General features: G+C 66.3%; 15 protein-coding genes. 6 read left to right on the top strand and 9 right to left on the bottom strand.

The features are described from left to right. Positions 1–10: 10 nt before the first annotated feature. From V9K84_RS08915 to V9K84_RS08905, 3 genes are read right to left on the bottom strand one after another with little or no spacing between them, the layout of a single operon-like run. On the bottom strand, positions 11–1,666 hold the full coding sequence (locus tag V9K84_RS08915) for an MlaD family protein (RefSeq protein WP_088515055.1): 1,656 nt from the start codon (positions 1,664–1,666) through the stop codon (positions 11–13). After that, positions 1,659–2,291, bottom strand: coding sequence for a paraquat-inducible protein A (locus V9K84_RS08910; RefSeq protein ID WP_043860614.1), 633 nt, complete (start codon positions 2,289–2,291; stop codon positions 1,659–1,661). The genes V9K84_RS08915 and V9K84_RS08910 overlap by 8 nt, the downstream gene beginning before the upstream one ends. After that, the gene (locus V9K84_RS08905; RefSeq protein ID WP_043860615.1) at positions 2,288–2,887 is read right to left on the bottom strand and encodes a paraquat-inducible protein A; all 600 of its coding nucleotides are present in this window, start codon (positions 2,885–2,887) and stop codon (positions 2,288–2,290) included. The genes V9K84_RS08910 and V9K84_RS08905 overlap by 4 nt, the downstream gene beginning before the upstream one ends. A 130-nt stretch (positions 2,888–3,017) precedes the next feature. Here V9K84_RS08905 and V9K84_RS08900 point away from each other — a divergent pair, with 130 nt between their 5' ends. Further along, entirely contained in the window at positions 3,018–3,938 is a 921-nt protein-coding gene (locus V9K84_RS08900; protein WP_088515054.1) for an aldo/keto reductase, read from the top strand. Continuing rightward, positions 3,938–5,194: an MFS transporter gene (locus tag V9K84_RS08895; protein ID WP_088515053.1), complete on the top strand. Its 1,257-nt coding sequence runs from the start codon at positions 3,938–3,940 to the stop codon at positions 5,192–5,194. The genes V9K84_RS08900 and V9K84_RS08895 overlap by 1 nt, the downstream gene beginning before the upstream one ends. Positions 5,195–5,284: 90 nt before the next feature. Here the strand turns inward: V9K84_RS08895 and V9K84_RS08890 are convergent, their stop codons facing one another. Next, on the bottom strand, positions 5,285–6,166 hold the full coding sequence (locus V9K84_RS08890) for a bile acid:sodium symporter family protein (protein ID WP_043861212.1): 882 nt from the start codon (positions 6,164–6,166) through the stop codon (positions 5,285–5,287). Positions 6,167–6,468: 302 nt separating this feature from the next. On the opposite strand from V9K84_RS08890, the gene V9K84_RS08885 reads away from it, so the two are divergent. Genes V9K84_RS08885 through V9K84_RS08875 form a run of 3 tightly spaced genes read left to right on the top strand, consistent with a single transcriptional unit; the run spans position 6,469 to position 9,620 of the window. Then, positions 6,469–7,878 carry a circularly permuted type 2 ATP-grasp protein gene (locus V9K84_RS08885; RefSeq protein WP_043861213.1) on the top strand — a complete coding sequence of 470 codons (1,410 nt, stop codon included), beginning with the start codon at positions 6,469–6,471 and terminating at the stop codon, positions 7,876–7,878. Positions 7,879–7,881: 3 nt separating this feature from the next. Then, entirely contained in the window at positions 7,882–8,832 is a 951-nt protein-coding gene (locus V9K84_RS08880) for an alpha-E domain-containing protein (RefSeq protein ID WP_043861214.1), read from the top strand. Then, on the top strand, positions 8,829–9,620 hold the full coding sequence (locus tag V9K84_RS08875) for a transglutaminase family protein (protein ID WP_054914468.1): 792 nt from the start codon (positions 8,829–8,831) through the stop codon (positions 9,618–9,620). The genes V9K84_RS08880 and V9K84_RS08875 overlap by 4 nt, the downstream gene beginning before the upstream one ends. A 93-nt stretch (positions 9,621–9,713) precedes the next feature. On the opposite strand, the gene V9K84_RS08870 is transcribed toward V9K84_RS08875, so the two are convergent. Beyond that, positions 9,714–10,895, bottom strand: a complete 1,182-nt coding sequence (locus tag V9K84_RS08870) for an acetyl-CoA C-acetyltransferase (RefSeq protein ID WP_043861216.1) — start codon at positions 10,893–10,895, stop codon at positions 9,714–9,716. A gap of 125 nt (positions 10,896–11,020) precedes the next feature. Between V9K84_RS08870 and V9K84_RS08865 the strand changes: the two genes are divergently transcribed. After that, entirely contained in the window at positions 11,021–11,911 is an 891-nt protein-coding gene (locus V9K84_RS08865) for a LysR family transcriptional regulator (RefSeq protein ID WP_043861217.1), read from the top strand. On the opposite strand, the gene V9K84_RS08860 is transcribed toward V9K84_RS08865, so the two are convergent. From V9K84_RS08860 to V9K84_RS08845, 4 genes are all read right to left on the bottom strand, one after another. Then, the gene (locus tag V9K84_RS08860; RefSeq protein WP_043861218.1) at positions 11,908–12,399 is read right to left on the bottom strand and encodes a winged helix-turn-helix transcriptional regulator; all 492 of its coding nucleotides are present in this window, start codon (positions 12,397–12,399) and stop codon (positions 11,908–11,910) included. The two genes, V9K84_RS08865 and V9K84_RS08860, sit on opposite strands and share 4 nt — an antisense overlap. 122 nt (positions 12,400–12,521) lie before the next feature. Beyond that, entirely contained in the window at positions 12,522–13,814 is a 1,293-nt protein-coding gene (gene gabT / locus V9K84_RS08855) for a 4-aminobutyrate--2-oxoglutarate transaminase (RefSeq protein WP_043861219.1), read from the bottom strand. Positions 13,815–13,866: 52 nt separating this feature from the next. Continuing rightward, positions 13,867–15,327: an NAD-dependent succinate-semialdehyde dehydrogenase gene (locus V9K84_RS08850; RefSeq protein ID WP_054914469.1), complete on the bottom strand. Its 1,461-nt coding sequence runs from the start codon at positions 15,325–15,327 to the stop codon at positions 13,867–13,869. A 245-nt stretch (positions 15,328–15,572) separates the two neighbouring features. Continuing rightward, positions 15,573–17,126 carry a PucR family transcriptional regulator gene (locus V9K84_RS08845; protein ID WP_088515052.1) on the bottom strand — a complete coding sequence of 518 codons (1,554 nt, stop codon included), beginning with the start codon at positions 17,124–17,126 and terminating at the stop codon, positions 15,573–15,575. Positions 17,127–17,184: the final 58 nt, after the last annotated feature.

Below are 17,184 nucleotides of genomic sequence, written 5' to 3'. Positions count from 1 at the left end.
GCTCCAGTGCTCATTGGCGCGAGGAAGGTTGCAAGGCATCGGCAGGGGCATTGTCGGGCCGCCCGCGCAGCAGCGACTCGGGGTTGCGCTTGAGGTAGTCGGCCAGCTCGCGCATCGAGCGCGTCATGCGGCCCAGGTCGTCCAGGGTCTGCGACAGCTGCTCGCGCTGTGGCGAGTCGTCGGCCAGGGTCGCATTGGCACTCTTGAGCGTGGTGCTCATGTCCTGCAGCGTGCCCTCGATGCCGGGCAGGGTCTTGCCGTTGAACTGCTTGAGCGCCTTGCGCAGCTCCACCAGGTTGGCGTCCAGGTTGCCGGCGATGCGTTCGATGGGCAGCTTGTTGATCTTCTCGACCATGGCCTGGAACTGCTCCTGCAGTTGCTCCAGGCTGCTGGGGATGGTCGGGATGGTGATGGGGCGCGCGCTCGGGTCGAAGGTCACCTTGGGCGCCTTGGGGTAGAAATCCAGGGCGATGTACAACTGCCCGGTCAGCAGGTTGCCGCTGCGGGCCTGGGCGCGCAGGCCGTTGTCGATGAAGGTGCCCATCAGGCGGACGCCGGCCTGTTCATCGTCAGGGTTGTGATTGAGCACCTTGAGCATCTTGGTATGCGCCTGGCCCAGGCGTTGCGGGTAGATCACGATGCCCACATTCACCGGAAAAGTGCGGGTCTTGGCGTCGAAGTCGAGGTTGATGGCGACTACCCGGCCGAATTCCATGCCCAGGAACTCCACCGGTGCGCCCACCTTGAGCCCGCGCAGCGCCTGGTCGAAGCGCAGCGCCAGGTACTGCGCCTTGCCCGCCGGCGGGGCGAGGGCGGAGGGGCGGTCATCGAACAGCTCGAAGGTCTTGTCCTCGGCTGCCGGCTGGTCGTCGGGGCTGTAGTCCGGCGCCCTGAACGCCACGCCACCGACCATCAGCGACGACAGCGACTCGGTGCGCAGGGCAAAGCCGTTGGCACCCACCTCGACATCCACGCCGCTGGCGTTCCAGAACCGCGTGTTGTCGGTGACGAAGGCATCGTTGGGGGCGTGCACGAACACTTCGACATTGACCCCTTTGCCGTTGGCGTCCAGCGCGTACGACACTACCTGGCCGACCTGGATCTTGCGGTAGTACACCGGCGAGCCGACGCCCAGCGAGCCGAGGTCGGAGGCATGCAGGTTGAAGCGCTTGCCGGGTTCGCCGTAGGTGATTGGCGGTGGTGTCTCCAGGCCGGTGAAGGTCTTGGCGCGGGTGTCCGACTGCCCGGCATCGGCGCCGATGAAGTCACCGGAGAACAGCGTGTCGATACCCGTTACGCCGCCCGCACCGATGCGCGGGCGCACCACCCAGAACAGCGAGTCCTGGCGGGTGAAGTTCTCGGCCTGCTTGACCAGCTTGATGGTGGCGGTGACGCTCTTCTGGTCCTGGCTGAGCTCCACTTCGCTGACCTGGCCGATCACCACGTTGCGGTACTTCACTGCTGTCTTGTTGGCTTCCAGCCCCTGGCCGGTCTTGAAGGTGACCTGGATACTGGGGCCCTCCTGCAGCCAGTTGTGCACCACCAGCGAGATGCCCACCAGCACTGCCACGATCGGCACGATCCACACCAGCGACACGCTGAAGCGCCGGGTCTGCACCGCCGGGCGGGCCGGTTGTGCCGCGCTGTGGTTGCTGTCTTCACTCATGCGCGGGTTCCTTGCCGTTGGGCGGTTGCCAGATCAGGCGGGGGTCGAAGCTCATGGCCGCGAGCATGGTGAACACCACCACCATGCCGAAAAACAGAATGCCCAGGCGCGGCTCGATGTCGCCCAGGGCCTGGAACTTGACCAGCGCGGCAACCAGCGCCACCACGATCACATCGAGCATCGACCAGTAGCCGATCAGCTCGACGAAGCGGAACAGCTTCGAACGCTGGCGCTGGGCCCAGGTACTGCCGCGCTGCACAGTCACCAGCAGCAGGCCCAGGGCCACGAACTTGGTGGCCGGCACCGCGATGCTGGCGATGAAGATGATCAGTGCGATGTCCCATGAGCCATGGGCCCAGAACTCGAGCACGCCGCTCATGATGGTGCTGTCGTCGCCGGCACCGAACAGCTTGGTGTTCATCACCGGCAGCAGGTTGGCCGGGATGTAGAACACCAGGGCGGCGATCAGGTACGCCCAGGTTCGGGTCAGCGACTCGGGCTTGCGCTCATGCAGCGGCGCTGCGCAGCGAGGGCACTGGGTGGGGTGGTCGCGGTTGTCGCAGGCCAGCCCGCAGGCATGGCACAGCACCAGGCCCAGCTCGCTGGCCAGCGGCGGCGCGTTCAAGACAGGTACACCCACAGGTCGCGGATATCGCGCCCGGCCAGGCGGATCATCAGCAGGCTCAGGGCGGCCAGGGCGATCAACCCCAGGCCTGGCAGCACATCGAGCAGCCCGGCCAGCTTGAACACCGCCACCATCGACCCCAGCAGGCACACCTCCAGCATGCTCCACGGGCGCAGGGTTTCCAGCCAGCGCATGCACAGGCTGAAGGCCGGCGAGCGGCGTCGGCCCAGGGCATGCACCAGCACCCACAGCAGCAGCAACAGCTGGAACATCGGCGCGATGATGATCGCGATGGCGGCCACCAGGGCGATGAAGGTGATCGGCCCGGTGGCCAGGGCGCGCACCGAGTCCCATAACGTGGCGCTGTTGTGCAGGCCTTGCAGGCTGATGCTCATCACCGGGTAGAAGTTGGCGAACATCCACAGGATCGCTGCAGTGAGGCTCAGCGCCAGGCGCTGCTGTACATCCAGGCCGTTATGGCGCTGCAGCACGGCGCCGCAACGCAGGCATAGCGCTTTCTGGTGTTTGGCGAGCTCGACCCGTTCATACACGCAGTCGCAGTGTTCGCAGATGATCAACCGATCGGTGCTGGCCACGCTTGGCACTCGCAACAGGGACTAGCTCAATATAGAAGCGCATGGCAATTGAGCAAATCGGCGCCGTTGGGCCATGGTCTATGCTTGACCCTTTGACCCCTTCCAACGCCGCTTTGCAGGAGGCCTGCGCATGCCTACGCGTCGCCGTTTTCTCGCCACCAGTGCTGCCCTGGCCGCTGGCCTGGGGCTGCTGCTGAGCCGCCCGCACGCCCTGGCGCAGCCCCACACGGCGCTGCTCGAGCGCAAGGTGCCGTCCACCGGCGAGGCCTTGCCGGTGATCGGCGCCGGCACCTCGGGCAGTTTCGAGGTGACGGCGGGTTCCCCCGAGTACCAGCAGCTCAAAGCGGTGCTGCAGGTGTTCTTCGACGGTGGCGGCCGGGTCATCGATACCTCGCCCAACTATGGCGGCGCCGACGCGATACTGGGCCAGTTGCTGGAGGAGGGCGGCTGGCGCGAGCGCGCCTTCCTGGCCACCAAGATCGCCGCCGACAGCCAGGCTGCGGCGCAGGCGCAATGGGCCCAGACGCTGCGCCGCCTGCGCACCGCCAAGGTCGATCTGCTGCAGGTGCACAACCTGCGCGACTGGCAGCGCCAACTGCCCTACGCCCGTGAACTCAAGGCCCAGGGCAAGACCCGTTACGTGGGCGTTACCCATTACACCGATGGCGGGCTGGACGAACTGGAGCGCATCCTGCGCCGCGAGCCGCTGGACTTCATCCAGATCCACTATTCGGTGAATGCACCTGGCGCCGCGCGCACGGTGCTGCCGCTGGCACAGGACAAGGGCGTGGCGGTACTGATCAACCGCGCCTTCGACGACGGCAGGCTGTTTGCCAGGGTCAAGGGCCAGCCGTTGCCGGGCTGGGCCGGCGAAGCCGGCATTGGCAGCTGGGCGCAGCTGTTTCTCAAATTTGCCCTCAGTCACCCGGCAGTGACGACCGTGATCCCGGCCACCAGCCGCCCGGACCGTCAACGCGACCAGCTCAAGGCCGGCAGTGGCGCGTTGCTCGACACGGCCCGGCAGCAGGCGCTGATCAAGATGTTCGGCTGATGCGCCTGCTGGGCCGGCTGTTCACCTTTCACGACGACGAAACCCCGGCGGTGGTGGGCGGCCTTGCGCTGTTCTTCCTGCTGTTCGCCGGCTATTTCATGCTGCGCCCGGTACGCGAGACCATGGGGGTGGCCGGCGGCGTCGACAACCTGCAATGGCTGTTCACCGGCACCTTCATCGTCACCTTGCTGGCATTGCCGCTGTTCGGCTGGGTGGTGGCGCGGGCCCGGCGGCGCAGGATCCTGCCCTGGACCTACGGCTTTCTGGCAAGCAACCTGCTGGCCTTCGCCCTGGTGTTCGCGGTGCAGCCCGACAACCTGTGGGTGGCCCGGGCGTTCTACATCTGGCTGTCGGTGTTCAACCTGCTGAGCATCTCGCTGGCCTGGAGCGTACTGGCCGACCTGTTCAGCAACGAGCAGGCCAAGCGCCTGTTCGGGTTGCTGGCAGCCGGTGCGAGCCTGGGCGGGCTGGTGGGGCCGATACTGGGTACCCTGCTGGTGGGCGTGGTCGGGCATGCCGGGCTGGTGCTGCTGGCCACGCTGTTTCTGCTGGGCAGCATCGGCGCGGCAACCTACCTGCAGCGCTGGCGCGACCGTGCGCCCTTGCCGGCGGAGGCCGAACACCCGCGCTCCCGGCCGCTGGGCGGCAACCCGTTCGCCGGGGCCGGCGAGGTGCTGCGTTCGCCCTACCTGTTGATGCTGGCGCTGTTCGTGGTGCTGCTGGCCAGCATCAGCACCTTCCTGTACTTCGAACAGGCGCGGCTGGTGGCACAGACCTTTACCGACCGCACCCGCCAGACCCAGGTGTTCGGCCTGATCGACACCGTGGTGCAGGCGCTGGCGATCCTCACCCAGTTGTTTTTCACAGGGCGCATCGCGCGGCGCATGGGGGTGGGCGTGTTGCTGGTGGCGGTGCCGCTGGTGATGGTGGCCGGCTTCCTGTGGCTGGCCCTGGCCCCGGTGTTCGTGGTGGTGATGGTGGTGCGCCGTGCGGGGGAGTATGCGCTGGTACGGCCGGGGCGCGAGATGCTGTACACCGTGCTGCCGGCCGAGCAGAAGTACCGCGCCAAGAACTTCATCGACACGGTGGTCTATCGCGGTGGCGATGCGCTAAGTGGCTGGGTCAAGCGCGGGCTGGATGTGCTGGGCGAGCACCCGCAACTGGCGATGCTGATCGGGGCGGGGATTGCGCTGGGGTGGGCGGCGACCGGGGGCTGGCTGGGCAGACGGCAGCGGCGGTTGGAGCAACGCAATTGAACGGTGTTGGCTTGCTTCGCCGGCAAGGCCGGCTCCTACAGGGGGTTGCGCCGTTCACAGAACCCCGTAGCAGCCGGCCTTGCCGTGCAGTCAGTCGAGCACTGCCACCGGTTCCGGGTTGCGGCTCACCCACCAGCCAAACCCGGCGGCGGTAAAGAACATGATCAGGCTGTACAGCGCCGCCGGAATGGCCATGGTCGAGTTGTTGAGCAGGGTCGGGCTCAGCGCCAGTGCAATCGCCAGCGTACCGTTGTGGATGCCGATCTCCATGCCGATGGCGATGGCCTGGCGCTTCGGAATCTTCAGCATCCGCGGCACATAGTAGCCCAGCCCCAGGCTCACCAGGTTGAACAACAGCGCGGCTGCGCCTACCAGGGGCGCGTACTCGACCACGGTGGCCCAGTCTTTCATCAGCGCCAGCATCACCGTGCCGGCCAGGAACAGCGCCGCCACCAGCTTCATCGGTTTCTCCATGCGCGCCGCGAAGGCCGGGGTCAGGCGCCGCACCAGCATGCCCAGCGCCACCGGCACCAGCACGATGGCAAACACCTGCAGCACCTTGGCGAACTGCAGCGGGATGGCCTGGTCGGCGCTCATGAAGTAGCTCAGCGACAGGTTGACCAGCAGCGGCATGGTCAGGATCGCGATCAGCGAGTTCACCGCCGTCAGCGTGATGTTGAGCGCCACGTCACCGTGCGCCAGGTGGCTGAACAGGTTGGCGGTGGTGCCGCCGGGCGAGGCCGCCAGCAGCATCAGGCCGACCGCCAGGGCCGGTGCCAGGCCAAAACCGTTGGCAATCAGAAAGCAGATGAAGGGCAGCAGCAGGATCTGGCACACCAGGCCGATGACCACCGGCTTGGGGTATTTCACCACCCGGGCGAAGTCGGCCAGGGTCAGCGAAAGCCCCAGGCCGAACATGATGATGCCCAGCGCAACGGGCAGGAAGGCGGTCAGCAATGGCGAAGCGGTCATGGCAGCAACTCGCAGAAAAGAGGTGTCGGCATTCTAGGCCACCAGATCGCCATGTGCTGCTGGGGAGGCCCCGTAGATACAAGTCTTTACGAAAAGGTGCGCAGCGTGCACCGGGCAGGTTGCGCGCACCGTTATGGGGCAAATGCATGCACCGCTCGGGTCGCCCGCCGCGCTCAAGGGGCGTGGCAGAGCGATTCCCGGGCGTTGGGCACAGCCCTTGCTAAAGTCTGTTGAAAGGCCCGGGTACTGGAAGACAGCAGCCAATTAGAAGAAGCCGTTACGAACACGGCGAGGAGTGGGGTATGTCCGGAGCTTTTTTTGACGAAATGTATGCCGCAGGGGGCCAGTGTCGCCCGCATTACCGCGAGTTTGCCCGCTGGCTGGCGGACACGCCGCTGGAACTGCTGGCGCAGCGCCGCCGCGAAGCCGACCTGCTGTTCCACCGCGCAGGCATCACCTTCACGCTCTACGGTGACGAGCAGGGCACCGAACGCCTGATCCCGTTCGACATCATTCCGCGCAGCATCAAGGCCAGCGAATGGCAGGTAATCGAGCGTGGCTGCATCCAGCGGGTGCAGGCACTGAACATGTTCCTGGCCGATATCTACCATGAACAGCGCATCCTCAAGGCCGGGATCATACCGGCCGAGCAGGTGCTGGCCAACGAGGGCTACCAGGTGGCCATGCGTGGCCTGGGGCTGCACCGGGGCCTCTATGCGCATATCGCGGGGGTGGACCTGGTGCGCGATGGCGACGGCAGCTACTACGTGCTCGAGGACAACCTGCGCACCCCCAGCGGCGTGAGCTACATGCTCGAAGACCGCAAGATGATGATGCGCCTGTTCCCCGAGCTGTTCGCCGCCCAGCGCATCGCGCCCATCGACCATTACCCCAACCTGCTGCTCGACACGCTCAGGAGCGCCAGCCCGCTGGACAACCCCACGGTGGTGGTGCTGACCCCGGGGCGCTTCAACAGCGCGTACTTCGAGCATGCGTTCCTGGCCCGCGAAATGGGGGTGGAACTGGTGGAAGGCGCCGACCTGTTCGTGCGTGACGACCGCGTGTTCATGCGCACCACCTGCGGCCCGCAGCCGGTGGACGTGATCTACCGCCGGCTGGATGACGCCTTCCTCGACCCGTTGACCTTCAACCCCGAGTCGATGCTCGGGGTGCCCGGCCTGATTGCCGCCTACCGCCTGGGCAACGTGGTGCTGGCCAATGCGGTCGGCACCGGGGTGGCGGACGACAAGTCGATCTACCCCTACGTGGGCGAGATGATCCGCTTCTACCTGGACGAAGCGCCGATCCTGAAGAACGTGCCCACCTGGCAGTGCCGCAAGCCGGCCGAGCTGTCCCATGTGCTGGCCAACCTGGAGCACCTGGTGGTCAAGGAAACCCAGGGTTCGGGCGGCTACGGCATGCTGGTGGGGCCGGCGTCGACGGCAGCGCAGATCGAAGCGTTCCGCCTGCGCCTCAAGGCTCGCCCGCAGGACTACATCGCCCAGCCCACCTTGTGCCTGTCCACCTGCCCGACCTTTGTCGAAAGCGGCATCGCCCCGCGCCATATCGACCTGCGCCCGTTCGTGCTGTCGGGCAGCCAGACCCGCCTGGTGCCCGGCGGCCTCACGCGGGTGGCGCTGCGCGAAGGCTCGCTGGTGGTCAACTCGTCGCAGGGCGGCGGTACCAAGGACACCTGGGTGGTGGAGGACTGAACCATGCTTTCAAGAACCGCTGCAGACCTCTACTGGATGTCGCGTTACCTGGAGCGCGCGGAAAACCTCGCGCGCATGCTCGAAGTGAGCTATTCGCTGTCGCTGATGCCCCAGGCCGGGCGCAGCGACGGCCACGCGGAGCTGGCCATGTCGCTGCTGGCGGCCGGCACGCTGGAAGACTACAAGGCCCGCCACGGCGCGCTCGACACCGAGCACATGCTGCACTTCTTTGCCCTGGACGAGGCCAACCCCGGCAGCATCTACTGCTGTCTGCGTGCGGCGCGCAGCAATGCCCACGCCGTGCGCGGGCGCATCACCGCCGACATGTGGGAGAACATCAATGCCACCTGGCTGGAGATGCGCGCCATTGCCGGCAACGGCCTGGGCCGCTACGGCATCAGCCAGTTCTGCGAATGGGTGCGGGAGCGTTCGCACCTGTTTCGCGGGGCCACCTCGGGCACCATCATGCGCAACGAGGCCTATGGCTTCATTCGCCTGGGCACCTTCATAGAGCGCGCCGACAACACCTTGCGCCTGCTGGATGCGCGCTACGAGATGTTTGGCGAGGAGTCGGAGGAGGTCAGCGACAAGTCGGCCCGTGGCTACTACCAGTGGAGCGCCTTGCTGCGCGCCCTGTCGTCGTTCGAGGCGTTCAACGAGATCTACCGCAACGCACCGAACGCCGAGCAGGTTTCGGAAATGCTGCTGTTGCGCGCCGAGGTGCCGCGCTCGCTGCATGCCTGCATCCAGGAGCTGGACCTTGAACTGTCCAACCTGCCGGGCATCAACGGCCGCCCTGCGCAGCGCCTGGCCGCCGGCCTCAACGCTCGCCTGCGCTACACCGGCATCGACGAGATCCTCGATGCAGGCCTGCACGCCTGGCTGATCGAGTTCATCGATCAGGTCCGCGACCTGGGCCAGGCCATTCACGACGCCTACCTGGAGGTGGTATGAAACTGTCCATTCGCCACGACACCACCTACAGCTATGCCAACGAGGTGTGCACCAGCATCCAGTTCCTGCGCCTCACGCCCCAGGACAGCGAGCGCCAGCGGGTCATCGACTGGCAGGTGGACATGCCGCGCAAGGTGCGCAGCCAGCTCGACCCCTATGGCAACGTGCTGCATGTACTGACCCTGGACGAGCCCCACGGTGAGATCGTGCTGTGCGCCCACGGCCAGGTGGAGATCGACCCCACCCGCGAGGTGGAGCCGGACCTGCAGTCGCCGCTGCCGTTTCTGCGCAGCAGCCCGCTGACCGCCGCCGACGAGGCGCTGCTGGCGTTTGCCGCGCAGCATTGCGGCGAGCGGCGCGACAGGGCGGCGCTGATCGAGCTGATGAATGCGCTGGCCGAGCACATGCCCTACAGCCCCGGCGCCACCGAGGTGGGCACTACCGCGGCCGAGTCGTTCGCCAGGCAGGCGGGGGTTTGCCAGGACCATACCCATGCGTTTCTGGCCTGTGTGCGCAGCCTGGGTATCCCGGCGCGCTATGTGTCGGGCTACCTGTGCACCGAGGACGCCACGCACCTGGCCAGCCATGCCTGGGCCGAAGCCTGGCTGGGGGAGGGCTGGTACAGTTTCGATATCACCAATCGGCTGGCCAGGCCCGAGCGCCACCTGAAGCTGGCGGTGGGGCTGGATTACCTGGATGCGTGCCCGGTGCGCGGAATGCGCCGGGGCGGGGGGATGGAGCACATGCTGGCCAAGGTGCAGGTGGAACTGATGGTGCAGGTGCAGTAGCTGCGCTGCCTGCAATGGCCGCTTCGCCGGCAAGGCCGGCTCCTACAGGGCACCTATAATCTGCAGGAGCCGGCCTTGCCGGCGAATCGAGGGTCAGGCGCGCTCGATGGCCAACGCCACACCCTGCCCACCACCGATGCACAGGGTTGCCAGGCCCTTCTTCGCATCACGCTTGATCATCTCGTGCAGCAACGACACCAGCACCCGGCAACCCGAGGCACCGATCGGGTGGCCCAGGGCAATCGCGCCGCCGTTGACGTTGACCTTGCTCGCGTCCCAGCCCAGCTCCTGGCCCACCGACAATGCCTGGGCCGCGAAGGCTTCGTTGGCTTCGATCAGGTCCAGCTGATCCAGCGACCAGTCGGCCTTCTGCAGGCAGCGACGGGTCGCGCTGACCGGGCCGATACCCATGATCGCCGGGTCCACGCCCGCATTGGCATAGGCCGCAATGCGCGCCAGTACCGGCAGGCCCAGGGCCTTGGCCTTGGCCGCGCTCATCAGCAGCACCGCCGCTGCGCCGTCGTTGAGGCTCGAGGCGTTGCCCGCCGTCACGCTGCCGTCCTTCTTGAACGCCGGCTTGAGCTTGGCCAGCGACTCGGCGGTGGTGCCGGCGCGGGGCTGTTCGTCGGTGGCGAACACCAGCGGCTCACCCTTGCGCTGCGGGATCTGGATCGGGGTGATCTCGTCGGCAAAGCGGCCGGCCTCGATGGCCGCGCAGGCCTTTTGCTGCGAGGCGGCGGCAAAGGCGTCCTGGGCCTCACGGGTGATGGCGTACTTGTCCACCAGGTTCTCGGCGGTGATGCCCATGTGGTAGTCGTTGAAGGCATCCCACAGGCCGTCGCTGATCATGCTGTCGATCATGCTGGCATGGCCCATGCGCAGGCCGGTGCGCGCGGCAGGCAGCACGTAGGGGGCCAGGCTCATGTTCTCCATGCCGCCGGCGATGATCACCTCGGCGTCGCCACAGCGGATCGCCTGGGCGCCCAGGTGCAGGGCCTTGAGGCCCGAGCCGCAGACCTTGTTCAGGGTCAGGGCCGGTACCGCATGGGGCAGGCCGGCCTTGATCGCGGCCTGGCGCGCCGGGTTCTGGCCGCTGCCGGCGGTGAGCACCTGGCCCAGAATCACCTCATCCACTTCGCTGCCGGCCAGCCCGGTCTGCTCCAGCAGGCGGCGGATCACCGCTGCGCCCAGCTCCGGGGCCGGGATGGCGGCCAGCGAACCCTGGAAACTGCCGATGGCGGTACGAGTGGCCGCGACAATGACGACGTCTTGCATGGAATATTCTCCTTGTTAGTGGTCCAGTGGCGTGAGTGTTGCGCCATTACATATATTTGTTAAGTTGATTTTTGAGATGGATTGATCGATAAACCTCAACAATTCCCCGTTTTGCCGGAGTCAGCATGACCGTCAAGCAGCTGCGTGCCTTCTGGGCAGTGGCCCAGAGCCTGAGTTTTGCGGTGGCCTGCGAGCGTCTGCACCTGTCGCAGTCGGCACTGAGCCTGACCATCAAGTCGCTGGAGGAGGGCCTGGGCGGGCGGCTGTTCACGCGCACCACGCGCAACGTCACGCTGACCCCGGAAGGCGAATCGCTGCTGCCCCTGGCGCGCCGCCTGCTTGCCGACTGGGACAACGCCGAGGACGAGATCCGCCAGCGCTTCACCCTGCAGCGCGGGCGCGTGACCATTGCGGCGATGCCGTCGTTCGCCGGCAACCTGCTGCCGCCCATCCTGAAGAACTTTCGCACCCGCTACCCGAACATCGGGGTCACGGTGAACGACGTGATCAACGAACAGGTGCTGGAGATGGTGCGTGACCGCCAGGTGGAGCTGGGGGTGGCGTTCGAACCGTTCGAAGGCTCGTCGCTGGTGTTCTCGCCCCTGTACGTCGACCGGTTCACTGCCGTGGTGCCGCTGGATTCGCCCCTGGCCGCGCTGGATGAAATCGACTGGCAGACCTTGCTGCAGCAGCCGTTCATCACCTTGCAACGGCCCTCGAACGTGCGCGTGATGCTCGAAGAACACCTCAAGGCGCGCGGCATGAAGCTGGCGGTGGAGTTCGAGAGCCATCAACTGGTGACAGTGGGTCGCATGGTGGCCAGCGGGCTTGGGGTCAGCGCGGTGCCGGCCCTGTGCGCCGGCCAGATGCACGAGCTGGGCGCGCGCTGCATCACCCTGCGCGACCCGGTGGAACGTGCCATCGGGGTGCTGAGCAAGCCGGGCCACGAACTGTCGGCTGCGGCCCAGGCGTTGTTCGACAGCCTGCATGAACAGCAGGCCGAGGCCAGGCGCTAGACGGCGGCGAGCAGGCTGCGCAGGGGCACCTTGTTTTTCATCACCGGCGACTTGATCACGATGTAGCTGAAGTACTTCTCGATGCCGATGTTCTGGTCGAGGATGGTTTCCATCAGCTCCTGGTAATGCTGGATGCTGCTGGTCAGAAAGCGCACCAGGTAGTCGTAGCCACCGCTGATCAGGTGGCATTCGAGCACTTCGTCGATGTTGCGGATGCTCGATTCGAATTTCTGAAAGTCGGAGCGTTTGTGGTCGCTCAGTGTGACTTCGGTGAAGATGGTCACCGAGTTGGCGAACTTGGCCAGGTTCAGGTGGGCTTCGTAGCCGCTGATATAGCCTGCCGCCTCGAGTCGCTTGACCCGTTGCAGGCACGGGCTGGGCGACAGCCCCACGGCTTCGGCCAGGCTGACGTTGGTCATGCGGCCGTCTTTCTGCAACTGGACCAGGATGTTGATATCGATCCGATCGAGCTTGGTTGCCGCTTCCATTCCTGACTCCTGAAATGCGGGATGACAAAAAAACACACTTTCACCCACGGGGCCTTCGCTGGCAAGGCCGCTCCCGGCGGGAGCCGGCATTGCCAGCGAAGGTGGCGCCGCAGAGGGGCGGATTACGCCGTAGCGCGGGTCAACGCCTGGTCGAGCATGCGCAGCGCTTCGGAGATCTGCGCCTCGGTGGTCACCAGCGGTGCCAGGAAGCGCACCACGTTGCGGTACACGCCGCACTTGATCACCAGCAGGCCGGCTTCACGGGCCTGGTCGATGATGGCCTGGGCCAGGTTCGCGTCCGGGGTCTGCGCGGCGTCGTCGGCCACGATCTCGATGGCCTGCATGAAGCCCAGGCCACGCACGTCGCCGATGCACGGGTAGCGGTTCTGCAGGGCCAGCAGGCCTTCACGCAGTTGCACCGCACGCTGCTCGCCCTGGGCCAGCAGGTCTTCTTCCTCGAACAGGTCCATCACCGCCAGTGCAGCCGCGCAGGCCACGGCGTTGCCGCCGTAGGTGCCGCCCAGGCCGCCCGGGGTCGGCGCGTCCATGATCTCGGCACGCCCCACCACACCCGACAGCGGCATGCCGCCGGCCAGGCTCTTGGCCACGGTCACCAGGTCAGGCTGGATGCCCGAGTGCTGGAAGCCGAACGGCTTGCCGGTACGCCCGAAGCCGGCCTGGATCTCGTCCAGGATCAGCACGATGCCGTGGCGCGTGCAGCGTTCGCGCAGGGCACGCAGGAAGGCATCGGGGGCACGCAGGAAGCCGCCATCGCCTTGCACCGGCTCGATCAGGATGGCCGCCACGCGGTCGGGGGCCACGTCGGTGGCGAACAGGTGGTCGAGTTCGGCCAGGGCGTCGTCACTGCTCACGCCGCGGTATTCGTTGGGGTAGGTGGCGTGGTAGATCTCGGCCGGGAACGGGCCGAAGTTCTGCTTGTACGGCTGGCTCATGCCGGTCAGGGTGACGCCCAGCAGGGTGCGCCCGTGGAAGCCGCCGCGGAACGAGATCACCGCCGGGCGGTTGGTGTAGCCACGGGCGATCTTGATGGCGTTCTCCACCGCTTCGGCACCGGAGGTGAACAGCACGCTCTTGTAGGCTTCGCCGCCACCGACCATGGCGTTCAGGCGCGCTGCCACGTCGATGTACGACGCATAGGCCACCACCTGGAAGCTGGCATGGGAGATCTCGCCCACCTGGCGGCGTACGGCCTCGACCACACGCGGGTGGTTGTGGCCAACGTTGAGCACGCCGATGCCGCCGACGAAGTCCAGGTAGCGCTTGCCGTCCACGTCCCACAGCTCCGAACCCTGGGCGTGGCTGACCACGATCGGGTGGGCGGTGGCGATGCCGCGGGGTACGTGCTGCTCGCGCAGGGCCAGCAGGCGTTGATTTTCAGTCAGTGCAGAATTCATGGTGCAGCTCCATTAACTAACGATGGTGTCAGGGGTTCGGGAACGCAGGTATTCAGTCGAGGCCGCCCATGTGCCAGGCCTTGATTTCGAGGAACTCGTCCAGGCCGTACTTGGAGCCTTCACGGCCGGTACCGGACTGTTTCATGCCGCCGAACGGGGCCACTTCCATGGAGATGATCCCGGTGTTCAGGCCGACCATGCCGAACTCCAGGCGCTCGCCCACACGCCAGGCGCGGCGCATGTCCTGGGTGAAGTAGTAGGCGCCCAGGCCGAACGGGGTAGCGTTGGCGATGGCCAGGGCCTCGGCTTCGTCCTTGAAACGGAACAGCGGGGCAACCGGGCCGAAGGTCTCTTCGGTGGCCAGCAGCATGTCGGTGGTGGCGTCCAGCAGCACGGTCGGCTGCACGAACAGGCCGGTGTCGTCGGGCATGCCGCCAATCGAGATGCTGGCGCCTTTTTCCACCGCATCGCCGATGTGGCTGGCGACTTTTGCGACGGCGGCGGCGTTGATCAGCGGGCCGATGGTCACGTTCTCGCCCAGGCCATCACCCACCTTCAGCTCAGCCACCGCAGCCCGCAGGCGCTCGGCGAAGCGGTCGTAGATGCCGTCCTGCACCAGAATGCGGTTGGCGCACACGCAGGTCTGCCCGGCGTTGCGGAACTTGCTCAGCATCACCCCGGCAATCGCCAGGTCGAGGTCGGCGTCGTCGAACACGATGAACGGCGCGTTGCCACCCAGCTCCAGGCTCAGGCGCTTGAGGGTGTCGGCGCACTGGCTCATCAGCAGCTTGCCGATGCGCGTGGAGCCGGTGAACGACAACTTGCGCACGGCCTGGTTGGCGGTCACTTCGCTGCCGATGCCGGCAGGCAGGCCGGTGAGCACGTTGAACACCCCGGCCGGGATGCCAGCACGATCTGCCAGTACCGCCAGGGCCAGGGCCGACAGCGGGGTCATCTCGGACGGCTTGACCAGCACGGTGCAGCCGGCGGCCAGGGCCGGCGCGCATTTGCGCGTGATCATCGCGTTGGGGAAGTTCCACGGGGTGATGGCCGCCACCACGCCGATCGGCTGCTTGAGCACCAGGATGCGGCGGTCGTTGGTGGGCGCGGGGATGGTGTCGCCGTAGATGCGACGGGCCTCTTCGGCAAACCATTTGACGAAGCTGGCGCCGTAGCCGATTTCGCCGCGCGACTCGCTCAGGGGCTTGCCTTGTTCGGCGGTCATGATCAGCGCCAGGTCTTCCTGGTTTTCCAGGATCAGGCTGTACCAGGCTTCCAGGTGACGTGCGCGGGTGGCGGCGGGGACTTCGCGCCAGCTTTCGAAACGGGCCTGGGCGGCCTCGATGGCGCGTCGCGTCTCGGCGGCGCCGAGGGCCGGGACCCGGGCGATTTCGCTGCCGTCGGCGGGGTTGATCACGGCAATCGTTTCGCCGTTGTCGGCATCGATCCAGCTGCCATTGACGTAAGCGCGTTCGACAAGCAGCGAGGGGTCACGCAGTGTGCTTTTCAACATGGAGAGGGTGCCTTCTACGGGTCCGGTGAATGGCACGATTGTAAGAACAGGCACGCAGTGACCGATGCCGAGATGGCCGCTTGGGCCAGGCATAAATGCCGTATTGAGGGGGTTGGCAGCACACTATGCTGCGGGGGTGGTCGAGGTGTCTCCAGCGCCGGTCAAGCCCGCTCCCGCAAGGCCACTGACGGCCTGCTGGAGCGGGCCTGGCCCGCCACCGGGCGGTACAGGCAGCAGATTGTTTGTCAGGCGTCGTTCTGCAGGCGGTACATCTCGGTCGCCACCTGCAGCTGAAAGCGCGCCTGCGGGTTCTCCATCGACAGCTGCAGCAGCTCTTCGATGCGCTCCACGCGGTAGCGTAATGTGCTGATGTGGATGTCCAGGCAGCGGGCGCTGCTGGCCAGCTGAAAGCCTTCGCTGGCCAGGGTGCACAGGGTTTCCATGAGCATGACGCCGTTCTTGTGCCGGGTCAGCGGGGTCACCAGGCGCTCCAGCAGCATGCGCCGTGCATCGTCGTCGCCCATCAGCGCCCGCGGAAACAGCACTTCGTCAAACCCATGCAGCTTGCCCGGGCGCAGCAGCGGCAGCAGGGTGGCCACATCCCCGGCGCCCTGGGCCATGCCAGCCACGCCCCGGTGCACGCGGCTGGCGGCCATGGCGCCGCCGTCCAGTCGAATATGCTTCCAGATCGACTCGGGCACCACATCGGCCGGCACGATCAGGCTGATCTGGTTCAACGACACCGACAGCAGGGGCGCGATTCCCAGCCCCTGCATGATCTCGGTGATGCGCTCGGCCTGCTCCTTGCGCCGCTGGAAGCCCTCGCGGCTGAGGGGAATCGGCTCGTCCAGCAACACCAGGCACACGCGGTAGTCGCGGGTATGACACCAGCCGGACACCAGCGCACGTTCGATGGCGCGCGGCGTTTCGGGGAACTTGCCTTCCAGCAGCCCTGCCACCAGGGCATGGCCCAGGCGGTTTTCCTGGTCCAGCAATTCGCGTTGATGGGACAGCTGCAGGGCGGCGATCAGCGCAGCATGTTCCACTGCGCGGCAGTGCAGCTCCTCGAAGCTGTCCCGCTGGCCCTTGAGCCACACCACCCCGACCCGCTCGCCCTGCAGGCGGATGGGGCAGCCCAGGCGAAACGCGCCGGCATCGGCGTCCAGCTCCAGCACCTGCGGCTCGACCCCCTGAAGCAGGTTGGCCTGCTCGTTCAGGTGGCGCATCACGGCAAGCTCCACGGCGTCATTGGCCGGCTCGCTGGCCCCCAGCACACTGCCGGAGCTGGCCACGATCAGCGCCGGCAGTTCCAGGGCGCTGGTGAGGGCGCTGGCCAGGCTCTGCAGGTTGTCGGCCTCGATGGCAGCGCGGGTGAGCATGCGGTGGATAAGGTCGGAGCGACGGATGATGCGGGTCTGGAAGTTGATGATCTGTTCGAGAACCTGCTGGGTGATGTCGCTGAAGGCGACTTCCCAGGGCAGTTCCAGCAAAGGGAAACAGCAGCGGTCGGCCTCTTCGATGGCCGCCTGGGGGAAGTGTTCGTGAAAGTGCGGGACTGCCATCACGACCCCGGCCAGGCCCAGCTCGGCCAGCCGGCGAACCATGTCGCGGCATTTTTGCGGGTCTTGCGGCCAGTTGTAGCCGGTGGTCAGCAGCAGGTCGCCCTTTTTCAGCCAGTTGAAGATGTCGGGGTGATCGACGATATGCACCCACGCCAGGTCGCGGTCCAGGCATTGCCTGCCCGCGACCACGGTGGCCTGGCTGAGGGAGGTCTGTTCCAGGGCGGTGGCGAGTTTCATGTGCAATCCACGATCCAGACACGATAGAGGATCGCAGTCTAGCGGACTGGACATGGCT

It is taken from the genome of Pseudomonas sp. AE27, assembly GCF_037113495.1.
GTDB classification, from domain to species: Bacteria; Pseudomonadota; Gammaproteobacteria; order Pseudomonadales; family Pseudomonadaceae; genus Aquipseudomonas; species Aquipseudomonas palmensis.
This window is presented reverse-complemented; position numbering and strand designations above follow the sequence as displayed.

Coding starts and splice junctions, on each gene's coding strand:
- gabT (WP_043861219.1), bottom strand. CDS start 13,814: ATGAATTCTGCACTGACTGAAAATCAACGCCTGCTGGCCCTGCGCGAG.
- V9K84_RS08895 (WP_088515053.1), top strand. CDS start 3,938: ATGCGCCTGCTGGGCCGGCTGTTCACCTTTCACGACGACGAAACCCCG.
- V9K84_RS08860 (WP_043861218.1), bottom strand. CDS start 12,399: ATGGAAGCGGCAACCAAGCTCGATCGGATCGATATCAACATCCTGGTC.
- V9K84_RS08865 (WP_043861217.1), top strand. CDS start 11,021: ATGACCGTCAAGCAGCTGCGTGCCTTCTGGGCAGTGGCCCAGAGCCTG.
- V9K84_RS08870 (WP_043861216.1), bottom strand. CDS start 10,895: ATGCAAGACGTCGTCATTGTCGCGGCCACTCGTACCGCCATCGGCAGT.
- V9K84_RS08900 (WP_088515054.1), top strand. CDS start 3,018: ATGCCTACGCGTCGCCGTTTTCTCGCCACCAGTGCTGCCCTGGCCGCT.
- V9K84_RS08880 (WP_043861214.1), top strand. CDS start 7,882: ATGCTTTCAAGAACCGCTGCAGACCTCTACTGGATGTCGCGTTACCTG.
- V9K84_RS08845 (WP_088515052.1), bottom strand. CDS start 17,126: ATGAAACTCGCCACCGCCCTGGAACAGACCTCCCTCAGCCAGGCCACC.
- V9K84_RS08890 (WP_043861212.1), bottom strand. CDS start 6,166: ATGACCGCTTCGCCATTGCTGACCGCCTTCCTGCCCGTTGCGCTGGGC.
- V9K84_RS08850 (WP_054914469.1), bottom strand. CDS start 15,327: ATGTTGAAAAGCACACTGCGTGACCCCTCGCTGCTTGTCGAACGCGCT.
- V9K84_RS08875 (WP_054914468.1), top strand. CDS start 8,829: ATGAAACTGTCCATTCGCCACGACACCACCTACAGCTATGCCAACGAG.
- V9K84_RS08885 (WP_043861213.1), top strand. CDS start 6,469: ATGTCCGGAGCTTTTTTTGACGAAATGTATGCCGCAGGGGGCCAGTGT.
- V9K84_RS08915 (WP_088515055.1), bottom strand. CDS start 1,666: ATGAGTGAAGACAGCAACCACAGCGCGGCACAACCGGCCCGCCCGGCG.